Source organism: uncultured Microbacterium sp. (assembly GCF_963521645.1).
GTDB lineage: Bacteria > Actinomycetota > Actinomycetes > Actinomycetales > Microbacteriaceae > Microbacterium.
The window spans coordinates 1-3,098 of record NZ_CAUQVQ010000143.1 but is presented as its reverse complement, the minus strand read 5'-3'; the positions used below and the strand labels follow the sequence as shown (position 1 = coordinate 3,098).

3 protein-coding genes are annotated in these 3,098 nt (G+C 71.9%); 2 read left to right on the top strand and 1 reads right to left on the bottom strand.

Going from position 1 to position 3,098, the window contains the following annotated elements:
• On the top strand, positions 1 to 568 hold a 568-nt coding region (locus RWO82_RS15415; RefSeq protein WP_314428410.1), incomplete at its 5' end, for a nitrilase-related carbon-nitrogen hydrolase.
• Positions 569 to 581: 13 nt separating this feature from the next.
• Here RWO82_RS15415 and RWO82_RS15410 read toward each other — a convergent pair.
• The gene (locus RWO82_RS15410) at positions 582 to 1,508 is read right to left on the bottom strand and encodes a LysR family transcriptional regulator (RefSeq protein WP_314428409.1); all 927 of its coding nucleotides are present in this window, start codon (positions 1,506 to 1,508) and stop codon (positions 582 to 584) included.
• A 77-nt stretch (positions 1,509 to 1,585) separates the two neighbouring features.
• Here RWO82_RS15410 and hisD point away from each other — a divergent pair, with 77 nt between their 5' ends.
• Positions 1,586 to 2,917 (top strand): histidinol dehydrogenase, encoded by a 1,332-nt coding sequence (gene hisD, locus RWO82_RS15405; RefSeq protein ID WP_314428408.1) that lies wholly within the window; start codon positions 1,586 to 1,588, stop codon positions 2,915 to 2,917.
• The last annotated feature ends 181 nt before the right edge of the window (positions 2,918 to 3,098 follow it).

The following is a 3,098-nucleotide window of genomic DNA, read 5'->3' as shown; positions in this document are numbered from 1 at the left end:
CCCCGCGGACGCCGTGGTGGTGGTCGGCTATGCCGAGCGCGCTGGCGAGCAGCTGTTCAACACCGCCGCGGTCCTCACCCGCGACGGTCGCCTGGCCGACTACCGCAAGTCGCACCTGTGGGGCGCGGAGACCCTGATCTTCGATCGCGGGTCGCAGGCGGGCCTCGTCGTCGACGCCCCGTTCGGTCGCCTCGGCGTGGCGCTCTGCTACGACAGCGAATTCCCCGAGGTTCCGCGCCGGCTGGCACTGGCGGGCGCCGACGTGCTCGCTCTTCCCGTCAACTGGCCGCTCGTGCCGAGGCCCGACGGTGAGCACGCTCCCGAGCTGATCCAGGCCATGGCGGCGGCGCGGTCGTCGAGGCTGCCCGTCGTGATCGCCGACCGGTGGGGGGTCGAGCGCGGCGTCGAGTGGACCGACGGCACCGCGATCATCGACGAGCAGGGGTGGATCGTCGCCTTCCGTGCCGTGATGGGCGCGACCGCCGTGCTGTCGCTCGATGCCGTGCGCAGCAAGTCGCTGCCACCGCACAACGACCTGTTCGCCGACCGCAGGGCCGAGCTGTACTGACGCGAGGCCGCCGTCACACGAGCGCGGTGCGGCCCTCGTGCTCGGGCAGGCGCTCGCGCAGCATCCGCTCGGCCAGCTCGGCGAGCCTCTGCGTGGCGGGGGACAGCAGCACCCCCGTGCGCTGCACCAGCGCGATCGTGTCATGCATGGGCTCGACGAAGGGGAAGGTCCGGATGCCCGAAGGGAACGTCGCGGACTCGGCGATCGAGCGCGACACGATCGTGTCGGCCGTGCCGGCGGCGACGAGGCTGAGCGCGGTCTCGACGTGCTCGACCTCGACTGCGGGGTCGACGGTCAGCCCCTGCAGACGCGCGCGTTCGAGCAGCTGGCGCCTGGTCGGGTCATCCCACCCGGCGAACGCGTCGTACAGCACGAGCTTGGCCTCGGCGATGTCCGCGATCGTGACGGGGCCCGCATCGTGTGGCCGCGTGCTCGACGCGTAGAGCACCTCGTCGCGGAAGAGCGGTCGCACGTCGAGGCCCTCTTCGTCGACCGGCAGCACCAGCAGACCGGCCTCGAGCTCGCCGGCCGCGATCGACCGGGCGACGTGCGCCGAGTTGATGCCCACGAGGCGCAGGTGCACGTGCGGATGCCGATGGTGGAAGGTCTCGGCCAGGTCGGCGAGCGCGTAGTACGCCGCATTGCGCAGCACGCCGAACGTGCAGGTGCCGCGTTCGAGCGAGGCGAGCGCCCGGATCGTGTCGATGCCGTTCTGCACCGCGCTCACCGCCTGCGTGGCGTGCGGACGCAGTTCGAGTGCGGCGGCCGTCGGCACGAGGCGCCTGCTGCCGCGCGTGAACAGCACGGCATCGAGTTCTCGCTCCAGACGCGCCACCAGCTCCGAGACCGAGGCCTGCGTCATTCCCAGGGTCTTGGCGGCGGCCGTGAACGACCCCTCGTCGAGGGCGGCGAGGAACGCCGTCAGCTGGGTGATGGTCATACCCAATGGTAAGCCCGATGGAAAGGCCAGGATCGTCAGGCTTGTCTCGTGGGATGCGACCGATCTAGCCTTCCTGCATGCGTTACTCCTCTCCCGTGCTCGCCCGCTATGACGGCGCCTTCCACCACCTCAAGACCCCTCTCGTCGACGCGCCCGCTGCACAGCGCGATCCCGCCGTCATCGAGACCGTGACGAACATGCTCGCCGACATCCGCGAGCGCGGCCTCGACGCCGTGCTCGACTACGCCCGCGCACTCGACAACTATCAGGGCGCCGACATCGAGCTCACCGCCGAACAGATCGCGAGCAGCGGAGACCGCCTCGACCCTGAGCTGCGCGCCGCGATCGAACTGGGTGCGGAGCGGACGCAGGCCTTCGCCCGCGCCTCGCGTGAGCACCTGACCGACTTCGAGACCGAGTTCGTGCCCGGCATCGTGACCGGAGCCAAGTACGTCCCGGTGTCGCGGGTCGGCGCCTACCTGCCCGCCGGGCGCTTCCCCCTCACGGCCAGCGCGTTCATGACGGTGGGCGTGGCCAAGGCGGCGGGTGTGCCGACCGTGATCGCGTGCACGCCGCCGCAGCCCGACGGCGGGGCGAACGACGCCGTCGTGTACGCCGCGCACCTGTCGGGTGTCGACCGGGTGTTCGTGATCGGCGGGGTGCAGGCCCTCGCCGCCATGGCCTACGGGCTGCTGGGAGACCTGCCCGTCGACATGCTCGTCGGCGCGGGCAACGCCTTCGTCGCCGAGGCCAAGCGCCAGCTCTTCGGCACGGTCGCGATCGACCTGCTCGCGGGGCCGAGCGAGGTCGCCGTGATCTCCGACGAGACCGCCGATCCGGTGCTCGTCGCCGCCGACCTGCTGGGCCAGGCGGAGCACGGGCCGAACTCGCCTGCGGCGCTCATCACGACATCCGAGGAGCACGGCCAGGCCGTGATCGCGGAGATCGACCGGCAGCTGTCGACGCTCGCCACCGCCGAGATCGCCGGTGCCGCGTGGCGGGACTACGGGGTGGTGACCGTCGCGAAAGACCGCGAGACGGCGGCGGCCCTCATGGACGACCTCGCGCCGGAGCACCTCGAACTGCTGACGGCCGACGACGACTGGTTCCACGAGAACCTGCGCAACTACGGCTCGATCTTCCTCGGACCCTGGAGCACCGTGGCCTACTCGGACAAGGGCATGGCCGGCACCAACCACGTGCTGCCGACCGCGGGCGGCGCGAAGCACAGCGCGGGTCTCTCGGTGTCGCGCTTCCTGAAGCCGCTGACGTACCAGCGCATCAGCCGTGAGGCGACGCCCGAGCTCGCGAACGCCGTGCAGGTGATCTCGGATTCCGAGGGCATGGCCGCGCACAGCGCGACGGCCACGCTGCGGCTGGACCGCCTCGGAGCCGTCCCCACGGCCTGACCCGGTACGGGCGGCGCGGTGCGTGGCCCGGCACGGGGCGGCACGGCGCGCGCGGCATCCGTCCGGCATCCGCCAGGTGCGTGTGCCGTGTCACTTCGGGGGCCGACACGCCACTTTTCGAACCGGACGCGGGTCGGGGGCCGACATCGGGGGGGTCGGCGCGCGCGGCGGGGGGGGCGGG

What these genes read in the sequence shown, in the direction of transcription:
- hisD (WP_314428408.1), top strand. Translation starts at nt 1,586, where the DNA reads ATGCGTTACTCCTCTCCCGTGCTCGCCCGCTATGACGGCGCCTTCCAC.
- RWO82_RS15410 (WP_314428409.1), bottom strand. Translation starts at nt 1,508, where the DNA reads ATGACCATCACCCAGCTGACGGCGTTCCTCGCCGCCCTCGACGAGGGG.